Genomic DNA, 23,342 nt, shown 5'->3' with positions numbered 1-23,342 from the left:
CCCGGTGAGGACCAGGGCGAAGAGAAGGAAAGGCCGTCGGGAGGCCGGGCCGGTCAGGCGACGAAGCGGCTGACGAGGTTCTCCAGCTTCTCCTGCTTGCCGGAGCGCGGCTCGGGGTTGATGCCCTCTTTCGCCACACGCTCTGCAATGGCAGCGAGGTCGCTGGAGAGCATCGCCTTGTTGGAAGGGTCGTTCCAATCGGCATAGCGGGAGTCGAGCGCGGCTTGCAGCGAGCCTTCCTCGATCATCGCGTGGGCCTTCTTCAGGCCGAGGGCGCAGATATCCATGCCGCCGATATGGGCGGCGACGAGGTCTTCGGGGTCCAGCGACTGGCGGCGCAGCTTGGCGTCGAAGTTGGTGCCGCCGGTGGTGAAGCCGCCTGCCTTGAGGATCTCGTAGTAGGCGAGGGTGGTTTCGCGGAGGGAGACGGGGAACTGGTCGGTGTCCCAGCCGGACTGATAGTCATTCCGGTTCATGTCGATGGAGCCGAGGATGCCGAGCGAGGCGGCGAGGGCCAGCTCATGCTCGAAGCTGTGGCCAGCGAGGATGGCGTGGCCTTGCTCGATGTTCACCTTCACCTCGCCTTCGAGCCCGAAATCCTTCAGGAAGCCGTAGACCGTGGCGACGTCGTAATCGTATTGGTGCTTGGTCGGCTCCTGCGGCTTCGGCTCGATGAGGATGGTGCCTTTGAAGCCGATCTTCTTCGCGTAATCGACAACCATCGAGAGCATCCGCCCGGCCTGCTCGCGCTCACGCTTGAGGTCGGTGTTCAGCAGGGTCTCATAGCCCTCGCGGCCGCCCCAGAGCACATAGTTCTCACCGCCCAGTTTCGCCGTTGCGTCGATGCAGGTTTTCAGCGTGGCGGCGGAGAAGGCAAAGACATCCGGATCGGGGTTGGTGGCCGCGCCCGACATGAAGCGGCGGTGCGAGAAGAGGTTGGCGGTGCCCCAGAGCAGCTTGGTCTTCGCGCTCTCCATCTTGGTGCCGATGTAATCGACCATCTCTTCGAGGTTCGCCGTGTTCTCGGCAAAGCCCGCGCCCTCGGGCCGGATATCGACATCGTGGAAGCAGAAGTAGGGCTGGCCGAGGATGGCGAAGAGGTCGAAGGCCGCATCGGCCTTGGCCTTGGCCTTCTCCATCTCGGAGCCGAACCACGGGCGGTCGAAGGTGCGGCCGCCGAAGGGGTCGCCGCCCTCCCAGGCGAAGCTGTGCCACCAGGCGACGGCGAAGCGCAGGTGCTCTTCGAGGGTCTTGTCGCCCAGCATCTCGGTGGGGTCGTAGTGGCGGAAGGCGAGCGGGTTGAGGCTTTCGGGGCCTTCGTATTTTGCGGCTTCGATACCGGCGAAGTAGGACATCAGCTCAGGCCTTTCAGGGCTTTGTAGGTTTTCTGGTAGCGGGTGTGGGCCTCGGCGAAGGCGTCTTGCAGCGCCGCCTCGGGCTGGATCACGCGGGCGATCTCGGGGCGCTTGGCCACCTCCGGCCCGGCCCCGGTGGCGGCCATGAGGGCGAGGCGGGCGGCGCCGTAGGCCCCGCCGAAGTCGCCCGCGACCGGGATCTCGACCGGCACGCCGAGCGAGGTGGCGATGGCCGAGAGCCAGTAATCGGAGCGGGAGCCGCCGCCGACGGCGAGGATGCTGTCGTAATGCGTGCCGGTGGCGGCGAGGGCATCATGGCAGTCGCGGATGGCGTGGGTGACACCTTCGAGCACGGCGCGGGTGCCGGCATCCAGATCGGTCACATGCTCAATGCCGGTGAGCGAGCCGCGAATTGCCGCGTCATTGTGCGGGGTCCGCTCGCCGCCGAGGTAGGGCAGGAAGAGGGCGCGGCCGGGGGCCTTGAGCGGGCCAAGCTCGGAGGTGAGCTGCGCGGCGGGGGAGCCGGTGAGGCGGGCGTACCATTCCAGCGCATCCGTCGCGGCGAGGATCACCCCCATCTGGTGCCAGATGCCAGGCAGCGAGTGGCAGAAGGTATGCACCGAGGTTTCGGGCGCGGGCGCGTAGCTTTCGGTCGCCGCCAGCAGCACGCCGGAGGTGCCAAGGCTGACGAAGGCCTGCCCCTTGCCGACCACGCCGACGCCGACCGCCGAACAGGCATTGTCGCCGCCGCCGCCCGCCACGACCACGCCGGAGCCCATGCCCCAGCGGGTGGCCAGCTCGGCGCGGAGGGTGCCGGAGGGGGCGGAGCCTTCAACAAGGCCGGGCATCTGGGCGCGGGTCAGGCCGGAGGCCTCCAGCAACGCGTCGGACCAGTCGCGGGCGCCGGTATCGAGCCAGCTCGTGCCGGAGGCGTCGGACATTTCCGAAACCGCCTCGCCGGTGAGCCAGTAGCGCAGGTAGTCTTTGGGCAGGAAGACGCGGGCGATGCGCTCACGCAGGACAGGCTCGTGGGCGGCCATCCAGTGGATCTTGGGCGCGGTGAAGCCGGGGAAGACAATGTTGCCGGAGATCGCGCGGAAGCTCGCGTCGGCATCGAGCGCGGCGGCCTCATGGGCGGAGCGCGTGTCGTTCCACAGGATCGCCGGGCGCAGCACCTCGTCGGCGGCATCGACGCAGACCGCGCCGTGCATCTGGCCGGAGAGGCCGATGCCCTGCACCTTCGCCAGCGAGTGGCGGGAAGCCAGCGTATCCAGCGCCTTCTCGGTGGCCGAGAGCCAGTCGGCGGGCGATTGCTCCGACCAGCCGGGGTGGGGGCGCTGCACGGTGAGCGGGGCATGTGCCTCGCCGACCACGTTTTGCGCATCGTCAATGAGCACGGCCTTGAGGCCGGATGTGCCGAGATCGAGCCCGAGGAACATGTTACGCAGGCTCCTCTGCACCCTCGCGGAGGGGGTTTTTGCCGAGAATGATCATCGACAGGATGTCATCTTCGGTCACGTCCTCGACCCGCTCGGTGCCCACGACCTTGCCGTTCTTCATCACCGAGACGCGGTCGCAGAGGTCCATCATCTCGCGGGTGTCGTGGCTGATGAGGAAGATGCCGAGGCCCTGCTTCTTCAGCTCCTGAATGAGGTCGGCGACCATCTGGGTTTCATGTACGCCAAGCGCCGCCGTCGGCTCGTCCATGATCAGGATGCGGGCCTTGAAGTAGACCGCGCGGGCGATGGCGACCGATTGGCGCTGACCGCCGGAAAGCGCGGAGACCGGCTCCTTATGCTTTTTGAAGTTGGGGTTGAGCCGCGCCATTATCTTGCGGGTCTCGGCCTCTTGTTGGGCGTCATCGACAAAGCCGAGCGGCGTGGTCAGCTCGCGGCCCAGAAAGAGGTTGGCGGCGGCGTCGAGATTGTCGGCCAGAGCGAGGGTCTGGTAGATCGTCTCGATGTTGTAGCGCCGGGCGTCGCGGGGGCTTTCGATGGTCGCCTTCTCGCCGTTGATCCGGATTTCGCCGCTGTCCATCTGATACGCGCCGGAGAGGATCTTGATGAGCGTCGACTTGCCCGCGCCGTTGTGGCCGAGCAGGCCGACCACTTCGCCGGGGTAGAGGTTGATGCTCACGTGATCCACGGCATGGATGCCGCCGAAGGAGATGCAGATATCCTTCATCTCAACGAGGGGTGTTTGATCGGTCATTTGGATTTCCCCCGGTAGAGGATGTCGAGGAAGACGGCGAGCACCAGCACCGAGCCGACGACGACCTGCTGGATCGCGGCGTCGAAGCCGATGAGCACCATGCCGGTCTGGAGCGACTGCATGACAAGCGCGCCGAGGATGGCGCCGTAGATGGTGCCGACGCCGCCTGCGAGCGAGGTGCCGCCGATCACCGCCGAGGCGATGACGTAGAGCTCATCAAGCGTGCCCAGCGAGTTGGTGGCGGAGTTGAGACGGGCGGAGGCGACCACGGCGGAGAGGCCTGCGAGGCCGCCCATGATCGAGAAGATCTTGACCGTCATCAGGCGGGAGTTGATGCCCGCGAGTTCTGCCGCCTCGGGGTTGCCGCCGATGGCGTAGACGTAGCGGCCGAAGCGGGTCATCGTCATCAGGATGGTCATGGCGATAGCGACGGCCAGAAGGATCAGCACCGGGATGGCAAAGCCGTGGCTGATGAAGAGGCCGCCATCGGGAACGGTGATGCCCTCGGCCTCGGCGTAGCGGCGGACGATCCCGCGCGGCCAGGGGTAGGCGTTGACCAGCAGCACCGCGCCGATGACGAGGCCGCAGCCGAGCAGGCCGAGAAACCATTCGGCCCAGACCGGGCGCAACGGAAAGTGGAACTTGCGGCGCTGGCGGCGGCCCCAGAGCAGCAGGCCGACGATGGCAGCGCAGGCGACGAGGCCGACGATCCAGCTGCCGGTGGCCCCGATGGAGCCATAGGGACCGCCGCCGAGCAGGGCGAAGGTGCTGTCGACCGGCGAGATGGTTTCGCCGCGCGCCACGAGGAAGGCCGCGCCGCGCCAGACCAGCAGGCCGCCGAGGGTGACGATGAAGGCCGGGATCTTGCCGTAGGCGATGAGGAAGCCGTGGAAGCTGCCGATCACCGCGCCGAGCGCGATGCCACAAAGCGCGGCGATGACCCAGATCATCGGGTGACCGAGGCCGAGCCATGCGGGCAGCACATCCACCTGGATCACGCCCATCGAGATGGCGCAGAAGCCGAGGATCGAGCCGACCGAGAGGTCGATGTGGCGGGTGATAATGACCAGCACCATGCCGCAGGCCATGATGCCAATGGAGGAGGTCTGGACCGAGAGGTTCCAGAGGTTGCGGGGGGTGAGGAAGGCGCCGAAGCCGTTGACCAGCGCGCCGTAGAGGTGGAAGCCCACCCAGATCAGCGCCAGTGCGCCGACCATACCCAGCAGGCGGGTATCAAGCTCGGTGGCGTCGAGAAAGCCACGGAGGCCACGGGTGGTGTGGTGCGGCTGGTTGGCCGGATCGATCTCGGCCGGAATGTCGGTGGTGTCGCTGCTCATGCCTTCCTCCCCAAAAAGGCGGTGCCCGCGTGGGGCAGGGGTGCCCCGGCGCCGCGAAGGGTGCCGGGGCGGTTGTTATCGCGTCTGGCTCAGCAGCCGTTCACGCCGTCCATCGCGCCTTCGCAGGCCTGCTCCTTGGAGATGTGGCCTGCGTCGATGGCCTCTCCGATGTTGGCCTTGGTGATCGGGGTGGGGGCGAGGAAGATGGCGTTCATCTCGACGCCCTTCTCACCGCCGGACCACTTTTCGGACCCGTCGACATCGGCCATCGCGGTGCCACCGGCCAGAGCCACGGCAATTTCGCCGGCGGCCTTGCCGAGCTGGCGGCTGTCTTTCCAGACCGAAACGGTCTGGGTGCCGCGGGCGACGCGGTTGATGGCGGCGAGGTCGCCGTCCTGCCCGCCAACCGGGATACCGTCGAGGCCCTGAGCGGCCAGAGCGGCGATCACGCCGCCGGCCATGCCGTCATTCTCGGCCAGCACGGCCTGAATGTCGTTGCCGGTGGAGGTGAGGCACTGCTCCATGTTCTTCTGGGCGTTGTCGGGCTTCCAGCCGTCGGTGAAGGTTTCGCAGGCGATGGTGAGCTTGCCGGCTTCCACGTCGGCGCCGATCACTTCCATCATGCCTTCGAGCAGGAAGAGCGCGTTGGGGTCGCCCTTGTCGCCCTTGATGATGGCGATGTTGCCCTCGGGCTGAGCGGCGGTCACCTCTTGTGCGATGATCGAGCCAACGCCCTTGTTGTCGAAGGTGATGTAGAAGGTGCGGTCATCCTCGATCAGGCGGTCGTAGCCGATGACCGGAATGCCCTCGGCGTCCGCGGCGTCGATCGCCGGGCCGATGGCGTCCTTGTCCATCGCGAGGATGATGAGCGCATCGGCGCCCTGGGTGATGAGCGATTCCACATCCGTCAGCTGCTTGGCGGCAGAGGCCTGCGCGTCGGCGGAGATGTAGGTGGCACCGGCGGCTTCGAGCGCGGCCTTGATGGCGGCTTCGTCGGTCTTCCAGCGTTCTTCCTGGAAGTTCGACCAGGAGACGCCCACGGTCTGGGCGAAAGCGGGTGCGGCAAAGGCGGCCGACGCCATGGCGGCGGCGATGAGGGTCTTTTTCATGATGTCCTCCCAAGGGTCCAGCCCAGCCTGCCCGGAGGCATGGCAAGGCACCCGACTCTTTCGTCCGGGCAGGGCAAGAGTGGCGATCTTTAGTTTTGTTGTCAAAATAAATATTTCGGCGAAAACGGTGCTTCACACGGTAACTACTTGATTTGTGATTAACTCCTTGCGCGAAGCGCCATGAATGTGGCTAGATCAAAGGCAGGGAGAGAAGATTAACTTGATAATGTAAAGCAATGCAGCTCGATCTGACACATCAGGGCGTGGACGATGGGGCCGAGCTCGCAGGATGCGGGCCGGTCTACTTTGGCGCGCCGCCCGAGAGTGCCGCACCGCTCAGGCAGCTGGCCTACGAGCGGATTCGCAGCGCCGGGCAGATCCCGCGGGTCGAGTTGGCCCGCGTGCTCGATGTCAGCCCGGCCACGGTGACGGCAGTCGTCTCGGAACTGATCGGTGCGGAGCTGGTCGAAGAGGTCGAGGGCACCGCGCGGCCCGGCGCACGGGGCCGCCCGCCGGTGGCGCTGCGGGTGCGCGGCGGGGCGGGCTACGTGGTGGGCGTAAAGATCGCCGAGTTCAAGCACACCGCCGTGCTGACCGACATGGCCGGCACCACTCTGGCCTCCGCCACGCTCTCCCGGCCCTCGCAGGCCCGCTCGCTGAAGGCGGTGCTGGCCGAGACCGGCGAGCTTGTGCGCGAGGTCACGCGGCGGGCCGAAGTTTCTGAGCGCAAGGTGATCGCGCTGGGCGCAGGGCTGCCGGGCCTGATCGACCACCCTGAGGGCCGGGTGCTCTGGTCGTCGGTGCTGGAAGGCGAGGGCGTGCCGCTGGCCGAGAAGCTGACCGAGGCGCTGGGCATCCCCGCCTTCATCGACAATGACACCAACCTGCTCACCCTGGCCGAACTCTGGTTCGGTCGCGGCCGGATGGCGCGCGACTTTGCCGTGGTCTCCATCGAGCAGGGCGTCGGCATGGGGCTGGTTCTGGGGCAAGGGCTTTACCGTGGGGCCCATTCGCTGGCGCTGGAGCTGGGCCACACCAAGGTGCAACTCGACGGCGCGCTCTGCCGATGCGGCCAGCGCGGCTGCCTCGAAGCCTATACCTCAGACTATGCCCTCGTGCGCGAGGCCCATACCGCGCTGGAACTCGACAGCCGCTTGCAGCTTTCGCCCCAGATGGTGCTGGAAAGCCTGCATGACCGGGCGAAGGCGGGCAACGAGGGCGCGCGCAGCATCTTCCGCCGGGCGGGCCGATACATGGCCGCCGGTCTGGCCAATGTGATCAACCTGTTCGACCCGTCGCTGATCATCCTCTCGGGCGAGCGGATGCAGTATCAATACCTCTACGCGGAGGAGGTGATGCGCGAGATGCAGGGGCTGATCGTGGGCCGGGGCCGCAAGGCGCCCGATGTGGCGGTGAACGCATGGGGCGATCTGGTCTGGGCGCGGGGCGCAGCGGCGCTGGCGCTCGAGGTCGCCGCAGGCAAGCTGGCGGGGCGGGCCACGGCGTGATCCGGCATGCTCTTGTGGCGGCGCTGGCCGCCGGCCCGGCCATGGCCGAGCCGCGCTTCACGCCGGTGGAGCTGCCGGTGGACCATTTCTACGAGGGTGGTTGGGAGCATTTCGTCGGCGGCGGCGTGGCGGTGTTCGATTGCTCTGGCGACGGGCTGCCCGAGATCGTGGCCGCCGGGGGCGCCTCTCCGGCGCGGCTCTTTTTGAACGGTGGCGGCATGGCCTTCACGCCCGGCACTCTCCCCAAGATCACCGGCGTCACCGGGGCCTTCCCGATCGACATCGACAGCGACGGGCTGACCGACATCGTGCTCACCCGTGTGGGCGAAAACCGCATCCTGCGCGGCACCGGCGATTGCGGTTTTGAACCAGCAGGCTGGGGCTTTGACGGCGGCGACCGCTGGAGCACTGCCTTCTCGGCCACATGGGAGGAGGGCGAAAGCTGGCCCACGCTGGCCTTCGGCAATTACGTCAACCGGGATGACCCGGATGGCCCCTTCGAGGCCTGCGACGTGAACCACCTTTATCGCCCTGAGGGCGAGGGCTATGGCGAAGTCACCGTGCTGGAGCCGGGCTTCTGCGCGCTCTCGATCCTCTTTTCCGACTGGGCTCGCCGCGGCGCGCAGGATCTGCGCATCTCCAACGACCGGCATTACTACGTGTCGGGCGGCACCGAGCAGATGTGGCGCTTCGACCCCACGCCGCGCCTGCTGGCCGAGGCGGAGGGGTTCGAGCCGGTCTCGATCTGGGGCATGGGCATCGCCAGCCGCGACCTGACCGGCGATGGCCGCCCCGAGGTGATGCTCACCTCGATGGGCGATCAGGTGCTGATGGAGTGGGATGGCACCGGCTACGTGCGCGCGCCCTACGAGAGCGGCACCACCGCCGCCCGCCCGCACACCGGGCAGGATGGCCGCCCGAGCACCGGCTGGCATGCCGAATTCGGCGATGTCGACAACGACGGTTTCACTGATCTGTTCATGACCAAGGGCAATGTCGACCAGATGCCAGGCATGGCGATGGACGACCCCAACAACCTGCTGATGCAAGGGGCGGATGGCCGGTTTCACGAGGTCGCCGCAGAGGCCGGCGTCGCCTCGCCGCACCGCTCACGGGGCGGGGCGCTGGCCGATCTCGACGGCGACGGGCGGCTCGACATCGTGGTCATCAACCGCCGCGCGCCGATGGAGCTGTGGCGCAACGTGACCGAAGGCACCGGCAACTGGCTGGCGATCGACCCGGTGCAGGCCGGGGCCAACCGCAACGCCGTGGGCGCATGGGTCGAGCTGCGGGCGGGCGACCGGACCGAGGCCCAGGAGCGGACCCTCGGCGGCGGCCACGCGGGCGCGCAACTGATGCCGCTCCACTTCGGCCTGGGGGCGACGGAGAACGGCGAGGCGCGGGTGATCTGGCCGGACGGCACCATTGGCCCGTGGGTGACGCTCACCGCCGGACAAACCTACCGTGTCACCTATCCCGGCGAGGACTGGCAGGCCCGGTAAGCGGCGCCCTGTTCATTTTCTTGCTGCAAATATCCTGCGGGGGTGTGGGGGTGCAAAACCCCCACCGCGCTACGGCGCCACCTGCACCCCGGCCAACCCGTCCAGCGCCAGCCCGGCCACCATCGCCGCATAGTCATCGCGCTCCTGCGGTGTCGCGCGGGGCTGCCACATGTGGAACCAGTTCAGCATCCCGAAGACCGACATGGTGACATCGCGCATCCGCGCCTTGCTCGCCGCCAGATCCGCCGGGGCCAGCGCCGCCAGCGCGGCAGAGACCCGACGCACCATGTCGCGCTGGTAGTCCTTCAGCACCGCCTGGCTCTCCTCCGGCAGGGTCGCCAGCGCGTTCATCTGGAGCTGGTGCTTGTGGTCGGCGCCCTCGTAATCGCGCAGGATCACCCGGAGCATCGCCACCAGCCGGGGCCGGGCCTCGGCCTCTTCGGCCTCCACCGCGCGGATGCGGTCGCGCAGGCGCTTCAGATGCACGTCGAGAATGCCAAAGAGCAGCGCCTCCTTGCTCTCGTAGTAGTGGTAGATCAAAGCCTTGGAGATGCCGCAGGCCCGCGCCACCTCGGCCATCGAGGCGCGGTCATAGCCGCTTGTCGCAAAGACGCGGGCGGCGGTGAGCAGGATGTGCTCGCGCTTTTCCTCGTGGTCTGCGGCGATGGGGCGGGCCATGGCTCAGCCTTTCGGGCGGTTGTCGACCACCCGCTGCGCCTTGCCCTGCGAGCGGGCGACGCCCTCCGGCTCATGCACCTCGATCCGCGCGGTGATGCCGACGACCGATTTGATGTGATGCGCCAGCTCCTTGGCCGACGCCCCGGCAGACCCCGCCTCGCCCAAGTGCTCGCAATGGACGGTGAGCGCATCCATCCTCCCCTCGCGCGTCAGCTCGATCTGGAAGTGTGGGGCGAGGCCCTTGCACTTCAGCAGTTGCTCCTCGATCTGGGTCGGGAAGACGTTGACGCCGCGCAGGATGATCATGTCATCGCTGCGGCCCGTCACCTTCTCCATCCGCCGCATCGAGCGGGCAGTGCCGGGCAGCAGGCGGGTCAGGTCGCGGGTGCGGTAGCGGATGATCGGCATGCCTTCCTTGGTGAGCGTGGTGAAGACCAGCTCGCCCAGCTCGCCGTCTTCCACCGGCTGGCCTGTCTCGGGGTTGATGATCTCAGGGTAGAAGTGATCTTCCCAAATGTGCAGCCCATCCTTGGTTTCTACACATTCGTTCGCCACGCCGGGGCCGATGACCTCCGATAGCCCATAGATATCAACGGCATGCATGTTGAACGCTTGTTCAATTTCCTGCCGCATCGCGTTGGTCCAGGGCTCGGCGCCGAAGATGCCCACCTTCAGCGGGCTTTGCGCCGGGTCCAGCCCGGCGGCGCGATACTGGTCGAGGATCGAGAGCATGTAGGAGGGGGTGACCATGATGACCGAGGGCCGGAAATCCTCGATGAGCGTCACCTGCCGCTCGGTCATTCCGCCGGATACAGGGACCACGGTGCAGCCCAGCTTCTCGGCCCCGTAATGCGCGCCCAGCCCGCCGGTGAAGAGGCCGTAGCCATAGGCCACGTGGATGATATCGCCCGGCTTGCCGCCGCTGGCGCGGATCGAGCGGGCGACGACGGTGGCCCATGTGTCGATGTCTTTCGCAGTATAGCCCACGACCGTGGGCTTGCCGGTGGTGCCGGAAGAGGCATGCAGCCGGCTGATCTGCGCGCGCGGCACGGCGAAGAGGCCGAAGGGGTAATTGTCGCGCAGGTCGGATTTGACCGTGAAGGGGAATTTCGCGAGGTCTTTCAGGCTCTTCAGGTCATCGGGGTGAACGCCCGCCGCATCGAACTTGGCCCGGTAGAACGGCACATTCTCGTAGGCATGGGTGAGCGACCACTTCAGGCGCTCCAGTTGCAGCGCCTCGATCTCGTCGCGGGAGGCGACCTCGATGGGGTCGAGCGTATCGCGGGGCGGGGTGAGGTCGATCATTGGTCGGCTCCTTCGTCGAAGAGCGTGCCGGGGATGGCGCGGGAGAGGCCGCGGAACTGGGCGATCACGCGGCCCTTCTCGCCGGTGACGGTCACATCTGTGAGGCCGGTGCGGCCTTGCAGGGAGGTCTCATTGGCGGTTGCCGTGAGGGTCTCGCCAAGGCGGCCCGGGGCGAGGTAGGTGATCTGGTTCTGCTGGGCCACGGTGGACTGGTTGCGGCTGTTGCAGGCGAAGGCGAAGGCAGAATCGGCCAGCGCAAATATGATGCCGCCGTGGCAGATGCCGTGGCCGTTGCAGTGGTGCGGCGCGACCGTGAGGGTGAGCGTGGCCGCGCCCTCGGTGACCGTGCCAAGCTCCATCCCGAGCCACTTGGAGGCGGCATCCTGCGACCACATCACCGCAGCCGATTGCGCCGCGCGTGCCTCGGGGGTCATGACTTTGCCCCGAACTTGGGCTCGCGCTTTTGCAGGAAGGCGGCGACGCCTTCGGCATAATCGGGGTGCGCGCCGCAGAGCTTCTGGGTGGCGGCTTCAAGGTCGAGCTGCTCGTCCATCGTGTTGCCCGGTGCGGCGTGGAGGGCCTGCTTGATCTGGCCAAGGCCGTGGGTCGGGCCTTTGGCGAGCTTCTCGGCAAGTGCGCGGGCCTCGGGCATCAGTGCCTCATCGGGCAGCGCCTTCCAGATCAGACCCCAATCGGCGGCTGTTTCGGCGGGCAGCGGTTCGGCGGTGAGGGCGAGGGCCTTGGCGCGGGCCATGCCGACGAGATGGGGGAGGCTCCATGTGCCGCCGGAATCCGGCACGAGACCGATCTTGCCGAAGCTCTGGATGAACTTGGCAGACTGCGCGGCGAGCACGATATCGCAGGCCAGCGCCACGTTGGCCCCGGCGCCCGCCGCCACGCCGTTGACGGCGCAGATCACCGGGCAGGGCAGGGCGCGGATCTGGCGGACCAGAGGGTTGTAGAAATTCGTGAGGGTCTGCGAGAGGTCGGGCGTGCCCTCCATCTTGGCGGGGTCGCGGTCGCCAAGGTCTTGCCCGGCGCAAAAACCGCGGCCTGCGCCGGTGACCAGCACCGCGCGGGCCTGCGCCGCGCCACCCAACGCAGCCCGTAGCGCCATATGCATCTCTTCATTGAAACTGTTGAGTTTTTCCGGCCGGTTGAGGGTGATCTCCACCCAATCGCCGTGAGACTCCACCCGTATCGTTTCGCTCATTTTGCAGTCCTCCCGGCGGAATCGTTTGCATAAACCGTCCGGTTGGTCAATTAATTCGCGCAACAGGGAGGATTTCAGCATGATCGAAGTTGGCAGCTATGTGGGCGGCGCGTGGATGGCCCCCGGTGCGGGCGCGCGGGACATCTTTGACGCGATCACCGGTGAGCGGATTGGTCGCGCGGGCAATGCGGCGCTGGATGCGGGCGCGATGCTGGACCACGGCCGCAACGTGGGCGGGCCGGTGCTGCGGGCGATGGGCTTCAAGGCGCGGGCGAAGATGCTGAAGGCGCTGGCGCTGCATCTGTCGGGCCAGAAGGAGGCGCTCTACGAGCTGAGCTACACCACCGGCGGCACCGCCGTGGACCACATGATCGACGTGGATGGTGGCATAGGCACGCTCTTCGTCTACGCCTCGAAAGGGGTGAAGGAGTTGCCCGAGGAGGGGCCGCTGCTGGACGGGGAGGTAGAGTTTTTCGGCAAGGCGGGCACATTTGGCGGGCGGCATATTTGCGTGCCGCTTCAGGGGGTTGCGGTGCATATCAACGCCTTCAACTTCCCGGTCTGGGGCATGCTCGAAAAGCTCGCGCCCTGCCTGCTGGCGGGCATGCCGGCTGTGGTCAAACCGGCCACGGCAACCGCCCATGTTACCGAGGCCTGTGTGCGGATGATGCTGGAAAGCGGCGTGCTGCCTGAGGGTGCGGTGCAACTGGTGACGGGGGGCCTCGGCGACACGCTGGACAGGCTCGGCACGCAAGATGTGGTGACCTTCACCGGCTCGGCAGACACCGCGCTGAAGCTGCGCGGCACCCCCGCGATCCTGCGCAACTCGGTGCGATTCACGGCGGAGCAGGACAGCCTCAACGCCTCGATTCTCGGACCGGACGCGGGGCCGGACAGCCCGGAGTTCGACCTCTTCGTGAAAGAGGTCCACCGCGAGATGACCGCGAAAGCCGGGCAGAAATGCACCGCGATCCGGCGCATCCTCGTGCCCGAGGCGCGGGTGGAGGCGGTGATCGAGGCAATCTCGGCCCGGCTGGCCAAAACCACGGTGGGCGACCCGCGCGAGGAGGGTGTGCGAATGGGCGCGCTGGTGAGCGCGGGGCAGGCGGCGGATGTGCTTGAAAAGGCGGCGATTATTGGCTCGGAGGCAGAGCTGGTTTACGGCGGCATGGAGGGCTTCACGCCGGTTGGCGAGCGGGCAACGGGCGGAGCATTCGTGGCGCCGCATCTCTTCCGCGCTGATCCGGATGCGGTGAGCCGCGTGCATGACACCGAAGCTTTCGGGCCGGTCAGCACGGTGATGGGCTACCGCGACATGGCCCACGCCTGCGAGATCGCGGCGCGGGGCGAAGGTTCGCTGGTCGCCTCGGTCATCACCCATGATCTGGCAGTGGCGCAGCAGGCGGTGATGGGCCTCGCGGCGTGGCACGGGCGGGTTTACCTGAACGACCGGGTGTCGATGAAGGAGAGCACCGGCCACGGCGCGCCGATGCCGCATATGGTCCACGGCGGGCCGGGCCGCGCGGGCGGCGGCGAGGAGCTGGGCGGCATCCGGGCGGTGAAACACTACATGCAGCGCACCGCGGTGCAGGGGTCGCCCGAAATGCTGCGCGCGGTGAGCGGCGTGCAGGTAAAGGGCGCGCCGGAGGTGGCTTCCGAGGGCCATCCGTTCCGCCGGGCTTATGGTGATCTGGAGGTCGGTCAGGTTCTTGAGACCAAGGCCCGCGAGATCACCCTAGCAGATATCGAACATTTCGCCGAGTTCACCGGAGATACCTTCTACGCCCATATGGATGAGGAGGCCGCCGCGCGGAACCCCTTCTTCCCCGGGCGGGTGGCCCATGGTTACTTGCTCCTGAGCTTTGCAGCCGGGCTTTTCGTGGACCCCGAGGAAGGGCCGGTGCTGGCCAATACCGGGCTCGAGCGGCTTGCATTTATGCAACCTGTCGTGCCGGGAGACAGCATCCGCGTGCGGCTCACCGTGGCGGCCAAGAAGCGGCGCACCGCGGAGCATGGCGAGGTGCGTTGGGCGGTGGAGATCCTGCAGCAGGAGGGCGCAACGGTGGCCGAATACGAGCTGCTGACGATGGTGGCGGGGTGAGCGGCGCGGCGCTATGCTGCCCGCATGAGCGCCGCCCCCGAAGCCACTGACCTATCGCCCGAATTCCTCGCGGCCGCCGCGCCATTGAGGCCCGGCGAGCACCGGGTGTGGTCGCTCATCGTCACCGTCTTCGGGGATCTGGCCCGCGCCGAGGGGGCCGAGATCGAGGGCGCGGCGCTGGGGCGGATCATGGCGGCGATGGCGGTGAAGCCCGAGGCGATGCGCGTGGCGCTGCATCGGCTGCGCAAGGAAGGCTGGATCGAGAGCCGCAAGGCCGGGCGGGGCGCGGTGCATCGGCTGACCGAGGCCGGGAGGGCCGGGTCTGAGGCGGCCGCGCCGAGGATCTATGCCGCCCGCGCCGAGGGGCCGGAGCTGTGGTTTCTGGCGCTCTCGGACGGGCCGGTAGAGGCCGGGCCGGGCGAGGTTCAACTCACCACCAGTGCCGTTCTGTCGCCCGCGCCGGGGCCGGAGTTCGCCGCCGGGCGGGTTGAGGCTATGCCGGGCTGGGTACAGTCAAGGCTTTGTTCTGAAGAGCTTTTCGACGAGGCCGCGCGGCTGGAGCAGGCGCTGGCTGCCGTGCGGGTGCCCGAGGGGCTGGCGCCGCTAGAGGTGGCCGCGCTGCGGGCGCTGGTGGTGCATTCGTGGCGCCGGGTAGTACTGAAGGCGCCGCAGGTGCCGCCCCGCTTTATGCCCGACGGCTGGGCCGGCGAGCGCTGCCGGAGCCTCGTGGTGAGCCTCTTGGCGGCACTGCCAAGGCCGGAGGTTGGCGAGGTTTAGCAGTGGTGGGCAGATTGCCCACCCTAAGCGTCCTGCACCTCGTTGCGCAAAGTGCCGAGGCCGGGGCTGGTGACCTCGACGACATCTCCGGGCTTCAGGAACTTCGGCGGATCGAACCGCGCGCCCGCGCCGGTGGGGGTGCCGGACACGATGATGTCGCCCGGCACCAGCGTGGTGAAGGTGCTGATGTAGGCGATCTGGTAGGCGACCGGGAAGATCATCCGCGCCGTGTTGTCCTGCTGGCGCAGCTCGCCGTTCACGCGGGTTTCGAGGTCGGCGTTGGTGATCTGGGCGTCATCGGTGAAGGGCACCAGCCAGGGGCCCATGGCGCCGGAACTATCCCAGTTCTTGCCTTGGGTGACGTTGAATTTGGCGTGGCGCACCCAGTCGCGCAGGGTGCCTTCGTTGCACAGCGTCAGGGCGGCGATGTGGCTGAGTGCATCTTCCTGCGCAATCCGGCGGCCCCCCTTGCCGATCACCACGGCGATCTCGCCCTCGTAGTCCAGTTGCGGCGTTTCCGGCGGGCGGATCAGCGGTTGCCCGTGGCCGGTGAAGCTGCGCGGGAAGCGGATGAAGAGCGAGGGCTTGGGCGGCGCCTCCTTGCCGTCTTTGTACTCGGCGTTCCGGTCGGGAAAGTTGACCCCGACGCAGATGATCTTCTCGGGCGAAGGGATCGGAATCTGGTACGAAAACTCGCCCGGCCCGTGGGTGACCGGCCCCGCCTCCGCCGCCATCTTCTCCAGCGCGCCCGCCTCGATCACCTCCCGAAGGGTCGGGTAGGTGACGTGATGCGGGGAGAGGGCGGTGAAGCCCTCATCGCTGATGGTGCCCCAGAGGGTGTCTCCGGTGGCGTGGCAGGTCACGGTGGCGAGGCGGGTCATGCGGGCTCCTTTGTGGGGTGGGCGGTGATTTCACCCACCCGACAGATCGGTTTCAGACGTCCATGCAGAGGTATTTCAGCTCCATGAACTCCTCCATGCCGTGGGACGAGCCCTCGCGGCCGAGGCCGGAGTGCTTGACCCCGCCGAAGGGGGCGACGGCGGTGGAGATCAGGCCGGTGTTGATGCCGACCATGCCGTAATCCAGCGCCTCGGAGACGCGCCAGACGCGGGAGAGGTCGCGGGCGTAGAAGTAGCTCGCAAGGCCGAATTCGGTGGCATTGGCGGCCTCAACGGCCTCCTCCTCGGTCTCGAACTTGAAGAGGGGGGCGACGGGGCCGAAGGTCTCTTCGGTCGTGACTTTCATCGAGGTGTCGACGCCGGTGAGCACAGTGGGCTGCCAGAAGGTGCCGCCCTTTTCATGCGCCTCGCCGCCGAGGATCACTTTGGCACCCTTGGACTTTGCGTCTTCGACGTGGTCGCGGACCTTCTCCAGCCCGGCCTCGTCGATCAGCGGGCCGAAGTTGACGCCCTCGTCGAAGCCGTCGCCGGTCTTCATCGTGCTGACTTTCTTGGCCAGCTTCTCGGCGAACTCGTCATAGACGCCCGACTGCACGTAAATCCGGTTGGCGCAGACGCAGGTCTGGCCGTTGTTGCGGAACTTGGCGATCACCGCGCCTTCCACCGCCGCATCCACATCGGCATCGTCAAACACCAGGAAGGGCGCGTTGCCGCCCAATTCCAGCCCGAGTTTCTTGATGGTGGGGGCGCATTGCTCGTAGAGCTTGGCGCCCACTTCTGTCGAGCCGGTGAAGGTGAGGGCGCGGACGGTTTGCGAGGCGGTCATGGCGCCGCCGATGGCCGAAGCCGAGCCTGTGAGGATGGAGAAGAGCTCCAGCGGCAGGCCGGCGCGTTCGGCCAGCACGCCGAGAGCGATGGCGGAGAAGGGGGTCTGGGAGGCGGGTTTCAGCACCATCGCGCAGCCCGCGCCCAGCGCCGGGCCGGCCTTGCGGGTGATCATCGCGTTGGGGAAGTTCCACGGCGTGATCGCCGCCACAACGCCCACAGGCTGCTTGAGCACCACGATCCGCTTGTCGGGCTGGTGGCCGGGGATCACCTCGCCATTGGTGCGGCGGCACTCCTCGGCGAACCACTTGATGAAGGAGGCGCCATAGGCGACCTCGCCCTTGGCCTCGGCCAGCGGCTTGCCCTGTTCGGCGGTCATGATCGCGCCGAGGTCATCTTGCGCGGCCATCATCAGGTCGTGCCACTTCATCAGCACATTGGCGCGGTCTTCGGCGGTGCGCGCGGCCCAGGGCTTTTGCGCGATGCGGGCGGCCTCGATGGCCTCGTCGGTTTCCTTCGCGCCGAGCTTGGGCACCCGGCCGATCACCTCGCCGGTGGAGGGGTTGGTCACCTCGATGGCATCCGCGCCCGCAGGCACCCATTTGCCCGCAACGAGGCAGGCCTCTTTCAGCAGTTCGGGGTCGTTCAGCTTTGGCATCGACATGGTCGGTCCTCCGTGTTGTCCGTTGGGGCGGACTGTAGTGCCTTGGTACGGGGCGGCAATCCCTGCACCCCGCGGCGGCGACAATCCCCGCGGTCTTACGGAGCGACGATGGGTTGTGCGGCGAGGGTGGCCGGAACCGGCTCTGCCCCTTCAAAGAGCGAGCCTTCCTCGAACCAGCTCTTCGGGGCCGGGGCGCCCCACAGGGTCTGGCGTTGAGGGTCCTTGAGATCCCATTTGATCGGCTCGAGATCGGGGTCCACCGTCTGGTAATCGGAGCAGTAGATCTCGATCCGGTGGCCATCGGGGTCGCGGATGTAGAGGAAGAAGGCGTTGGAGATGCCGTGGCGGCCCGGGCCGCGCTCGATGTTCTTGACCCAGCCGGTGGTGGCCATCAGGTCTAACAGGTCGATGATGTTGAGCGGGGTTGGCACCCAGAAGGCGGTGTGGTGCAGGCGCGGGCCGGTGCCGTTGGTGAAGGCCATGTCATGCACGCCGCCCTTGCGGTGGCACCAGGCGGCCCAGAGGCGGCCGGTCTCTTCATCCTCTGTGTATTCGGTCACCCGGAAGCCCAGCTCGTTGTAGAAGGCGACCGAGGCATCCACATCCGGCGAGAAGCAGTTGAAGTGGTCGATCCGCAGCGGTTTGACCCCGTGGTAGAGCTTGTATTGCTGGTGGATCGGCGGGAGCCGGTCCATCCGGGCGTAGAACTCCAGCGGGATCCCGTGCGGGTCGCGGGTGCGGAACGTGCGCGACTGGTAGGGGCGCTCGACCCACTCGGTCGCATGGCCCTTTTCGCGGAAGAAATGCTCGGCCCGGTCGAGGTGCTCGTCATCGAAGACCTTGAATGACAGGTCGCGGGCACGCGGATCGGTGCCCTTTTTCAGCACGATGCAGTGGTGGCCGCGCTCTTCCATCGCCCGGAGGTAGATGGTCTCGGCGTCTTCGTCGGTGACCTGAAGGCCGAGCGTGTCCACGTAGAAGGCGCGGCTCTTGGCGAGGTCGGTCACGACCAGCTCGACATGGCTGAGCCGCAGGATGTTGAAGGCGGGCGAAAGGTTGGGTGCGGGAATGGGCATTGCGGGTCTCCTCCCAGAGGGCGCGTTTCCGGGGTGTCGTCAGGCGCCGAGGCGCGGGATCTTGTGAGTGCCGGTGGCGAAGCCGATGTGCTTTTGTTCCATGTAGAACTCGAAGGACCAGTCGCCGCCGTCGCGGCCGATGCCGCTGGCCTTAACCCCGCCGAAGGGGGTGGGCAGGTGGCGGACGTTCTCGGAGTTTACCCAGATCATCCCGGCCTCCAGCCCGCCGGTGAAGCGCATGGCGCGGGTGATGTCCTGCGTCCAGACATAGGCGGTGAGGCCGTAGGGGATGTCATTGGCGATCTGGAGCGCCTCGTCCTCATCCTTGAAGCGGATCGCGGTGAGCACGGGGCCGAAGATTTCCTCTTGGGCGATGGCCATCTGGTTGCTGGCGCCGGTGAAGAAGGTGGGGTTCACGAAGTGGCCGGGGCCGTCGGGGCAGGTGCCCCCGGCGCTGATGGTCGCGCCCTCGGATTTGGCCTTGTCGAAGTAGCTGGTGACCTTCTTCCAATGGGTTTCGTGGATCAGCGGGCCGATCTCGGTTTGCGGATCGAGCGGGTTGCCGACGCGGATGTTGGAAACGCGGGCGGCAAGGTCGGCCTCGAACTTTTCGGCGATGCTCTCCTGCACCAGCAGGCGCGACGACGAGGTGCAGCGCTCGCCGTTCAGCGAGTAGAGCATGAAGATGGCGGCATCGAGCGCGCGGGGCAGGTCGGCGTCATCAAAGACCACCACCGGGTTCTTGCCGCCCAGCTCGAAGTGGACGCGCTTGAGTGTCGGCGCGCCCTGAGCCTGGATCATCGAGCCGGTCTTGCTTTCGCCCACGAAGGCAATGGCCTTGATGGCGGGGTGCTCGGTGAGCGCCTTGCCGGCCTCCTCTCCAAAGCCGTTGACCATGTTCCACACACCCGGGGGCAGACCTGCCTCTTCAGCGATTTCGATCAGCAGACGCGCGGTGACGGGCGAGAACTCGGCCGGTTTGTGAACCACGGTGCAGCCTGCGGCGAGGGCAGGGGCGATCTTCCATGTCGAGAGCATGAAGGGCGTGTTCCACGGGGTGATCACGCCAACCGGGCCGATCGGCACGCGGGTGGTGACGTTCATCAACGTGGGCGAGGGCAGGTGCTGGCCGTCGCGGGCCGCTGGCGCGCGGTCGGCAAAGAATCGGAAGTTCTCGGCCCCGCGCAACGCCGCCTTGGCCATGAAGCGGATCGGCTGGCCGGTATCCCACGCCTCGCAAAGCGCGATCTTCTCGGCATTGGCCTCGATGGCATCGGCCACGGCGTGCAGCAGCTTTTTACGGGCGGTGCCGGACATGTCTCGCCATGCCGGAAAGGCGTCTCTCGCGGCCTGCGCGGCGGCGTCGATATCGGCGGCGGTGCCACGGGCGACCTCGCAGATCACGCTGTCATCCACCGGTGAATGGTTGGTGAAGGTGGCCCCGGTCACATCACGCCCGCCGATGCGGTGGGCGATGCCGGTCTCGCGCAGGGCGGCGAGGTGGGGGGCGAGCTTGGCGGCGTTGCTGGCGAGGTCGGTCATTTGGCCTCCTTGGCGGCGAGATGGTCGCGCACGGTGTTGAGCTTGGGCGAGAGGGCCGGGTCGATATCCCGCATCTCCAGTGAGAGCATGACGGGCTGGCTTTCGATCACCGGCGCGAGAAAGTTGCGGGCGGCCTCGAACATATGCGCCGTTGCGGCCTCCTTGGCGTCCTGCGGGCGGCCGCCGCGCAGGCGGATCGAGATGTCGACGAAGATGTTGGCCGCGTCACCATCGGCGATTGAGTAGTGGTCGCAGCGGGCAGCCCGCACCCGGATGCCCGCGAGCGGGAAAGTACCCGTTTCCAACCCGGCAACACGCAGCGCCTCGCAGAGCGCGGACACATCAGCGTGGCGCTCGAGGTTGGCGGAATATTCGACGCGGATATGGGGCAAGCTGTCCTCCCGAAACTTTTTAACTCGTTAAGTAACTTCGGCGGGCGTGTCAAGTTTTATTGGCGCGCTCGCTGCGACCTGCCGATAAGTCTGCTTGATGCACCGTCCTGCGTAAGTCATACATATCATATGCCTAATGATGGTCCGAAGTCTTCTGGAGGGACTCGGGAGGGGGAGGGTACAATGCGCCATACGTCCCGGTCCCTGCCAATTGCCCTGCTGCGCGCGCGGGAGGCCGTGATGGCCCCGCTCCGGGGCATGCTGGCCTCGACCGGGGTGACCGAGCAGCAATGGCGGGTGCTCCGCGTGCTCGACGAGAATCGCACGATGGAGCCCAAGGAGCTGGCACATCAGGCCTGTCTTCTGCTCCCCAGCCTCACCCGGATCATGCAATCTCTGGAAGAACGCGGGTTGATCACCCGCGCCAAAGACCCCTCTGACGGGCGCAAGCTACAACTGGCGATCACCGATGAGGGCCGCGCGCTGATTGCCCGCCACATGGGCGAGAGCAACCGGATCTTCGCCGAACTCGACGCCGCCTTCGGGCGCGAGCGGGTGGATGCCCTGCTGGACCTGCTGAACGAGTTGGCCGAGCAGAAGAGTTGAAGCCTTTGCGGCAACGGGCGCCGCTGTCTCAACCAATTGTTCACGGTTATGGGGTCTTTGGGCGGGGTGCCCTTGCAGCCCCCCCATGCCAGCACTAAGACAAGGGGCAGACAACCACGGCCCCGCCGAGCGGGGGCCCAAGATGCCGAGGCCCGAGTCATGAACGATCCCGTTGAAACCTACATGAACCTTGTCCCCATGGTGGTGGAGCAGACCAGCCGTGGCGAGCGGGCCTATGATATCTTCTCCCGCCTGTTGAAAGAGCGGATCGTCTTCGTGAACGGTCCGGTGCATGACGGCATGAGCCAGCTCGTGGTGGCGCAGCTGCTGCACCTCGAGGCGGAGAACCCGAAAAAAGAGATCTCGATGTACATCAACAGCCCCGGCGGCGTGGTGACATCGGGCCTCTCGATCTACGACACGATGCAGTACATCCGCCCAAAGGTGAGCACGCTGGTGATCGGCCAGGCCGCCTCGATGGGTTCGCTGCTGCTGACGGCGGGCGAGGCGGGCATGCGCTTTTCGCTGCCCAACAGCCGGATCATGGTGCACCAGCCCTCCGGCGGCTACCAGGGCCAGGCGACGGATATCATGATCCACGCGCAGGAAACCCAGAAGCTGAAAGACCGGCTTAACCAGATCTATGTTAGGCACACCGGCCAGACCCTGAAAAAGGTTGAGGCCGCGCTGGAGCGTGACAACTTCATGAGCCCCGAAGAAGCCAAGGACTGGGGCCTGATCGACGAGATCGTGGAGAACCGCGACAAGGGCGGCGACGACAGCGGCAGCAAGTAAGCTGCGGCAAAGCATGCGTCGTTCACTTTAATTTGGCGTTGTGTCCCGTTGGGTGCTGCCCTAGGATTCTCCAAATCCGGGGCGCATACGGGGCAGAACGCAAGAAACGGGCAGAGCAGCCCGAGGGGTTATGAATGGCGACGAATTCAGGTGGTGACAGCAAGAACACGCTCTACTGCTCTTTCTGCGGAAAGAGCCAGCATGAGGTGCGCAAGCTGATTGCAGGGCCAACCGTGTTCATCTGTGATGAATGCGTCGAGCTCTGCATGGACATCATCCGCGAAGAGACCAAGAGTTCCGGCCTCAAATCCTCCGACGGCGTGCCCACGCCCAAGGAGATTTGCGAAGTTCTCGATGATTACGTGATCGGCCAGTTCCACGCCAAGCGCGTGCTCTCCGTGGCGGTGCACAACCACTACAAGCGGCTCAACCACGCCGGCAAGACCGGCGATATCGAGCTGGCCAAATCCAACATCCTGCTGATCGGCCCCACCGGCTGCGGCAAGACCTTGCTGGCCCAGACGCTGGCGCGCATCCTCGATGTGCCCTTCACCATGGCCGACGCCACCACGCTGACCGAGGCCGGTTACGTGGGCGAGGACGTGGAGAACATCATCCTCAAGCTGCTGCAGGCCTCCGAGTACAACGTGGAGCGGGCGCAGCGCGGCATCGTCTACATCGACGAGGTCGACAAGATCACCCGCAAGTCCGACAACCCCTCCATCACCCGTGATGTGAGCGGCGAGGGCGTGCAGCAGGCGCTGCTGAAAATCATGGAGGGCACCGTGGCCTCCGTGCCGCCGCAGGGCGGGCGCAAGCATCCGCAGCAGGAGTTCCTGCAGGTCGACACCACGAACATCCTGTTCATCTGTGGCGGCGCCTTTGCCGGGCTCGACAAGATCATCAGCCAGCGCGGCAAGGGTTCGGCCATCGGCTTTGGCGCCGATGTGAAGGACAACGACAGCCGCGGCATCGGTGAGATCTTCACCCAGCTGGAGCCGGAAGACCTGCTGAAGTTCGGCCTGATCCCCGAGTTCGTCGGCCGACTGCCGGTGCTCGCCACGCTCGAAGACCTCGACGAAGACGCGCTGGTCACCATTCTCACCGAGCCGAAGAACGCGCTGGTGAAGCAGTACCAGCGCCTGTTCGAGCTGGAAGACACCGAGCTGACCTTCACTGACGACGCGCTCCGCGCCATCGCCAAACGCGCCATCGAGCGCAAGACCGGCGCGCGCGGCCTGCGCTCGATCATGGAAGACATCCTGCTCGACACCATGTTCGACCTGCCCGGCATGAGCGAAGTGGACGAGGTGGTGGTGAACGAGGAGGCCGTAACCTCCGACGCCCAGCCGCTCTTCATCTACTCCGAAGACAGCAAGGCAGAGAACGCCTCGGCCTGAATCACGGTGGGTTCACCCACGTCACAGGGCCTCGCGGGAGCGGGGCC

General features: G+C 66.6%; 21 protein-coding genes. 7 read left to right on the top strand and 14 right to left on the bottom strand.

The features are described from left to right. Positions 1-53: 53 nt before the first annotated feature. From xylA to ACUXVX_RS16215, 5 genes are all read right to left on the bottom strand, one after another. The gene (gene xylA, locus ACUXVX_RS16235; protein WP_446311554.1) at positions 54-1,358 is read right to left on the bottom strand and encodes a xylose isomerase; all 1,305 of its coding nucleotides are present in this window, start codon (positions 1,356-1,358) and stop codon (positions 54-56) included. Beyond that, positions 1,355-2,794 (bottom strand): xylulokinase, encoded by a 1,440-nt coding sequence (gene xylB / locus ACUXVX_RS16230; RefSeq protein ID WP_446309109.1) that lies wholly within the window; start codon positions 2,792-2,794, stop codon positions 1,355-1,357. The genes xylA and xylB overlap by 4 nt, the downstream gene beginning before the upstream one ends. 1 nt (position 2,795) lies before the next feature. After that, entirely contained in the window at positions 2,796-3,566 is a 771-nt protein-coding gene (locus tag ACUXVX_RS16225; RefSeq protein ID WP_222494299.1) for an ATP-binding cassette domain-containing protein, read from the bottom strand. Further along, entirely contained in the window at positions 3,563-4,903 is a 1,341-nt protein-coding gene (locus ACUXVX_RS16220; RefSeq protein WP_446309108.1) for a sugar ABC transporter permease, read from the bottom strand. The genes ACUXVX_RS16225 and ACUXVX_RS16220 overlap by 4 nt, the downstream gene beginning before the upstream one ends. An 89-nt stretch (positions 4,904-4,992) precedes the next feature. Then, on the bottom strand, positions 4,993-6,012 hold the full coding sequence (locus ACUXVX_RS16215) for a substrate-binding domain-containing protein (RefSeq protein WP_446309107.1): 1,020 nt from the start codon (positions 6,010-6,012) through the stop codon (positions 4,993-4,995). Between the two features lie 236 nt (positions 6,013-6,248). Between ACUXVX_RS16215 and ACUXVX_RS16210 the strand changes: the two genes are divergently transcribed. Both ACUXVX_RS16210 and ACUXVX_RS16205 read left to right on the top strand, forming a co-directional pair. After that, complete coding sequence (locus tag ACUXVX_RS16210; RefSeq protein WP_446309106.1) at positions 6,249-7,520, top strand: ROK family protein; 1,272 nt, start codon at positions 6,249-6,251, stop codon at positions 7,518-7,520. Positions 7,521-7,561: 41 nt separating this feature from the next. Further along, the gene (locus tag ACUXVX_RS16205) at positions 7,562-9,022 is read left to right on the top strand and encodes a CRTAC1 family protein (RefSeq protein WP_446311553.1); all 1,461 of its coding nucleotides are present in this window, start codon (positions 7,562-7,564) and stop codon (positions 9,020-9,022) included. Between the two features lie 69 nt (positions 9,023-9,091). On the opposite strand, the gene ACUXVX_RS16200 is transcribed toward ACUXVX_RS16205, so the two are convergent. From ACUXVX_RS16200 to paaG, 4 genes are read right to left on the bottom strand one after another with little or no spacing between them, the layout of a single operon-like run. Then, a complete protein-coding gene (locus ACUXVX_RS16200) occupies positions 9,092-9,700 on the bottom strand; it encodes a TetR/AcrR family transcriptional regulator (RefSeq protein ID WP_446309105.1) in 609 nt (202 codons plus the stop codon). 3 nt (positions 9,701-9,703) lie between these two features. Beyond that, entirely contained in the window at positions 9,704-11,005 is a 1,302-nt protein-coding gene (gene paaK, locus ACUXVX_RS16195) for a phenylacetate--CoA ligase PaaK (protein ID WP_446309104.1), read from the bottom strand. Then, positions 11,002-11,439, bottom strand: coding sequence for a hydroxyphenylacetyl-CoA thioesterase PaaI (gene paaI, locus ACUXVX_RS16190; protein ID WP_446309103.1), 438 nt, complete (start codon positions 11,437-11,439; stop codon positions 11,002-11,004). The genes paaK and paaI overlap by 4 nt, the downstream gene beginning before the upstream one ends. Next, positions 11,436-12,218: a 2-(1,2-epoxy-1,2-dihydrophenyl)acetyl-CoA isomerase PaaG gene (paaG, locus tag ACUXVX_RS16185; protein ID WP_446309102.1), complete on the bottom strand. Its 783-nt coding sequence runs from the start codon at positions 12,216-12,218 to the stop codon at positions 11,436-11,438. The genes paaI and paaG overlap by 4 nt, the downstream gene beginning before the upstream one ends. Before the next feature lie 79 nt (positions 12,219-12,297). Between paaG and paaZ the strand changes: the two genes are divergently transcribed. Together paaZ and ACUXVX_RS16175 are read left to right on the top strand one after the other, a co-directional pair. Continuing rightward, complete coding sequence (paaZ, locus tag ACUXVX_RS16180) at positions 12,298-14,319, top strand: phenylacetic acid degradation bifunctional protein PaaZ (protein WP_446309101.1); 2,022 nt, start codon at positions 12,298-12,300, stop codon at positions 14,317-14,319. Positions 14,320-14,343: 24 nt separating this feature from the next. Further along, complete coding sequence (locus tag ACUXVX_RS16175; protein WP_446309100.1) at positions 14,344-15,096, top strand: PaaX family transcriptional regulator C-terminal domain-containing protein; 753 nt, start codon at positions 14,344-14,346, stop codon at positions 15,094-15,096. 23 nt (positions 15,097-15,119) lie between these two features. On the opposite strand, the gene ACUXVX_RS16170 is transcribed toward ACUXVX_RS16175, so the two are convergent. The 5 genes from ACUXVX_RS16170 to ACUXVX_RS16150 all read right to left on the bottom strand — a co-directional run bounded on the left by ACUXVX_RS16170 (position 15,120) and on the right by ACUXVX_RS16150 (position 20,494). Continuing rightward, positions 15,120-15,977, bottom strand: coding sequence for a fumarylacetoacetate hydrolase family protein (locus ACUXVX_RS16170; RefSeq protein ID WP_446309099.1), 858 nt, complete (start codon positions 15,975-15,977; stop codon positions 15,120-15,122). A gap of 52 nt (positions 15,978-16,029) precedes the next feature. Continuing rightward, positions 16,030-17,484, bottom strand: coding sequence for an NAD-dependent succinate-semialdehyde dehydrogenase (locus ACUXVX_RS16165; RefSeq protein ID WP_446309098.1), 1,455 nt, complete (start codon positions 17,482-17,484; stop codon positions 16,030-16,032). Between the two features lie 95 nt (positions 17,485-17,579). Continuing rightward, on the bottom strand, positions 17,580-18,560 hold the full coding sequence (gene hpaD / locus ACUXVX_RS16160; protein ID WP_446309097.1) for a 3,4-dihydroxyphenylacetate 2,3-dioxygenase: 981 nt from the start codon (positions 18,558-18,560) through the stop codon (positions 17,580-17,582). Positions 18,561-18,599: 39 nt separating this feature from the next. Continuing rightward, positions 18,600-20,102 (bottom strand): 5-carboxymethyl-2-hydroxymuconate semialdehyde dehydrogenase, encoded by a 1,503-nt coding sequence (gene hpaE, locus ACUXVX_RS16155; RefSeq protein ID WP_446309096.1) that lies wholly within the window; start codon positions 20,100-20,102, stop codon positions 18,600-18,602. After that, on the bottom strand, positions 20,099-20,494 hold the full coding sequence (locus ACUXVX_RS16150) for a 5-carboxymethyl-2-hydroxymuconate Delta-isomerase (protein ID WP_446309095.1): 396 nt from the start codon (positions 20,492-20,494) through the stop codon (positions 20,099-20,101). The genes hpaE and ACUXVX_RS16150 overlap by 4 nt, the downstream gene beginning before the upstream one ends. Before the next feature lie 183 nt (positions 20,495-20,677). Between ACUXVX_RS16150 and hpaR the strand changes: the two genes are divergently transcribed. The 3 genes from hpaR to clpX all read left to right on the top strand — a co-directional run bounded on the left by hpaR (position 20,678) and on the right by clpX (position 23,295). Further along, entirely contained in the window at positions 20,678-21,100 is a 423-nt protein-coding gene (hpaR, locus tag ACUXVX_RS16145) for a homoprotocatechuate degradation operon regulator HpaR (RefSeq protein WP_222468585.1), read from the top strand. Between the two features lie 159 nt (positions 21,101-21,259). Further along, positions 21,260-21,895: an ATP-dependent Clp protease proteolytic subunit gene (locus ACUXVX_RS16140; protein ID WP_222468586.1), complete on the top strand. Its 636-nt coding sequence runs from the start codon at positions 21,260-21,262 to the stop codon at positions 21,893-21,895. 134 nt (positions 21,896-22,029) lie between these two features. Further along, positions 22,030-23,295 (top strand): ATP-dependent Clp protease ATP-binding subunit ClpX, encoded by a 1,266-nt coding sequence (clpX, locus tag ACUXVX_RS16135; RefSeq protein ID WP_222468587.1) that lies wholly within the window; start codon positions 22,030-22,032, stop codon positions 23,293-23,295. The last annotated feature ends 47 nt before the right edge of the window (positions 23,296-23,342 follow it).

The sequence above is a fragment of the Vannielia sp. SX4 genome (assembly GCF_052828525.1).
This window is presented reverse-complemented; position numbering and strand designations above follow the sequence as displayed.